3 protein-coding genes are annotated in these 2,637 nt (G+C 70.2%); all 3 read right to left on the bottom strand.

Annotated elements, in window-relative coordinates:
• Positions 1 to 26: 26 nt before the first annotated feature.
• Positions 27 to 998 (bottom strand): galactofuranose ABC transporter, permease protein YjfF, encoded by a 972-nt coding sequence (gene yjfF / locus AB0O00_RS35070; protein ID WP_363658757.1) that lies wholly within the window; start codon positions 996 to 998, stop codon positions 27 to 29.
• Entirely contained in the window at positions 995 to 2,083 is a 1,089-nt protein-coding gene (locus AB0O00_RS35065; protein WP_363658756.1) for an ABC transporter permease, read from the bottom strand. Before AB0O00_RS35065 ends, yjfF begins: the two co-directional genes overlap by 4 nt.
• Positions 2,080 to 2,637, bottom strand: a 558-nt coding sequence (locus AB0O00_RS35060; protein ID WP_363658755.1) for an ATP-binding cassette domain-containing protein, incomplete at its 5' end; no start/stop codon positions are given. The genes AB0O00_RS35065 and AB0O00_RS35060, both read right to left, overlap by 4 nt.

The raw sequence follows: 2,637 nt of genomic DNA, 5'->3' as shown, positions 1-2,637 counted from the left end.
GGGCCGTGCCGGGGCGACGCGGTGTGCTACCGCCGGCGGGCGGTGATCAAACGCTGCAGGACGATGAAGACGAACAGCAGGGCGCCGATGACGATGCGGGTCCACCAGGAGCTGAGGGTGCCCTGGAAGCTGATCACGGTCTGGATCAGGCCGAGCACCAGCACGCCCAGCAAGGTGCCCAGCAAGTAGCCGGAGCCCCCGGTGAGCAGGGTGCCGCCGATGACGACCGCGGCGATCGCGTCGAGTTCGAGGCCCACCGCGTGCAGGCCGTAGCCGGACAGCATGTAGAAGGTGAGCAGCACCCCGCCGAGCGCGGAGCAGAAGCCGCTGATCGCGTAGACGGTGGTCTTGGTGCGCTGCACCGGCAGGCCCATGAGCAGCGCGGACTGCTCGCTGCCGCCGAGCGCGTACACGTTGCGGCCGAACCGGGTGTAGTGCAGCACGACGAACCCGACCGCCAGCACCAGCAGCGCGATGACCGCGCTCGGTGAGACGAACAGGCTGCCGAGCGGAATCCGGGTCTGCGCCATGGCGGTGTACTGCGGGTCGGTGATGGAGATCGACTCGACGCTGATCGTGTAGCACAGGCCGCGGGCCAGGAACATGCCGGCCAGGGTGACGATGAACGGCTGGATCTCGAAGACGTGGATGACCCAGCCCATCAGCCAGCCGCCCGCGGTGCCCATCAGCAGGACCAGCGGGATCACCAGCAGCGGCGGCCAGCCGTGCAACTGGACCAGCCAGGCGGAGACCATGGTGGACAGCGCCACCACCGCGCCGACCGACAGGTCGATGCCTCCGGTCAGCACGACGAAGGTCATGCCGACCGCGACGACGAGCAGGAAGGCGTTGTCGATCAGCAGGTTGAGCACGACCTGGCCGGAGAAGAAGCCGTCGTACTGCACCGAGCCGACGCTGAACATCGACACCAGCAGGACCGCGGTGACCAGCAGCGGGATCTGCCCGCGCAGGCGGGTCAGCAGGGCGTTGGCGTTCATTCGCCGACCTCCCGGTTGATGGGGGCCACAGCGTGCGGCCGGACGGCGGCGGTGCGCCGGGCCCGGGCGCCGCGGGCAGCGAGCTTGGCGCGGAAGACGGGCGACTGGATCAGGCAGACCGCGATCACCACGAACGCCTTGAACACCAGGGTGGTCTCCGGCGGGATGCCGATGGTGTAGACGGTGGTGGAGAGGGTCTGGATGATGAGCGCGCCCAGCACGGTGCCGCCGATCGAGAACCGGCCGCCGTTCAGCGAGGTCCCGCCGAGCACCACCGCGAGGATGGCGTCCAGTTCGATCCAGAGTCCGGCGTTGTTGCCGTCGGCGGCCGAGACGTTGGAGGACACCATCAGGCCGGCCAGCGCCGCGCACAGCGCGCTGAACACGTAGACCAGGGCCACCAGCCGCATCGCCCGGATGCCGACCAGCCGGCTGGCCACCGGGTTGCCGCCGACGGACTCCAGCAGCAGCCCGAGCGCGGTCAGGCGGGTCAGCAGCACGGTGGCCAGCACCACCAGCGCGCTGAGCAGGATCGCGAACGGCATGGTCAGCCAGTAGCCGCCGCCGATCAGCTTGTACGGCTCGCTGGTGACGGTGATGATCTGGCCGTCGGTGATCAGCTGGGCCAAGCCGCGCCCGGCGACCATCAGGATCAGGGTGGCGATGATCGGCTGGACGCCGACCTTGGCCACCAGCACCCCGTTCGCGACGCCCAGCAGCACCGCCGTGCCGAGCGCGATGCCCATCGCCCCGAACACCGTGCCGAGGCCCGCCGGGTCGGCGGCCTCGCTGATGTGCTGGCAGGCCAGCGCACCGGCGATGGCGACGGTGGAGCCGACCGACAGGTCGATGCCGCCGGTGGCGATCACCAGGGTCATGCCCAGGGAGACCAGGATCAGCGGGGCGCCGAAATGCAGGATGTCGACCGTACTGCCGTACAGGTGGCCGCCCTGGACGTGGACGGCGAAGAAGTCCGGGGTGAAGGCGAGGTTGCCGAGCAGCAGCACGGCCAGCACCACGGCCGGCCAGAACAGCCGGGACCGGGTCACCGCCCTCGCCCGCGCGGTGGTCAGTGCCGTGGTCATTCTTCCGCTCCGCTCGCGATGGTGGCCAGGACACGCTCCGGGGTGAGCTCGACGTCGTTGTCGAGCTGGGCGACCATCCGGTGGTCGCGCAGTACGCCGACCCGGTGACTGAGCCGCAGCACCTCCTCCAGCTCGGCGGAGATGAACAGCACCGCCATGCCGTCCTCGGCGAGGTTCGCCACCAGCTTCTGGATCTCGGCCTTCGCCCCGATGTCGATGCCCCGGGTGGGTTCGTCCAGGATCAGCAGCTTGGGGTCGGTGAGCAGCCAGCGGGCGAGCAGCACCTTCTGCTGGTTGCCGCCGCTGAGGTTGCGCACCAGCGCCTCGGGGTCGCCGGGGCGGATGTCCAGGGCGCGTATCCAGCGCAGCGCGTGCGCGTCCTGGACGGTGCGCGACAGCGGGCGCGTCCAGCCGCGGGACGCCTGCAGAGCCAGGACGATGTTCTCCCGGACGGTCAGTTCGCCGACCAGGCCCTCGGTCTTGCGGTTCTCGGAGCAGAACGCGATGCCGTGGGCGATCGCGTCGCGCGGGCTGCGCAGCGCGGTCTCGACGCC

The organism is Kitasatospora sp. NPDC093558 (assembly GCF_040683475.1).
GTDB lineage: Bacteria > Actinomycetota > Actinomycetes > Streptomycetales > Streptomycetaceae > Kitasatospora.
This window is presented reverse-complemented; position numbering and strand designations above follow the sequence as displayed.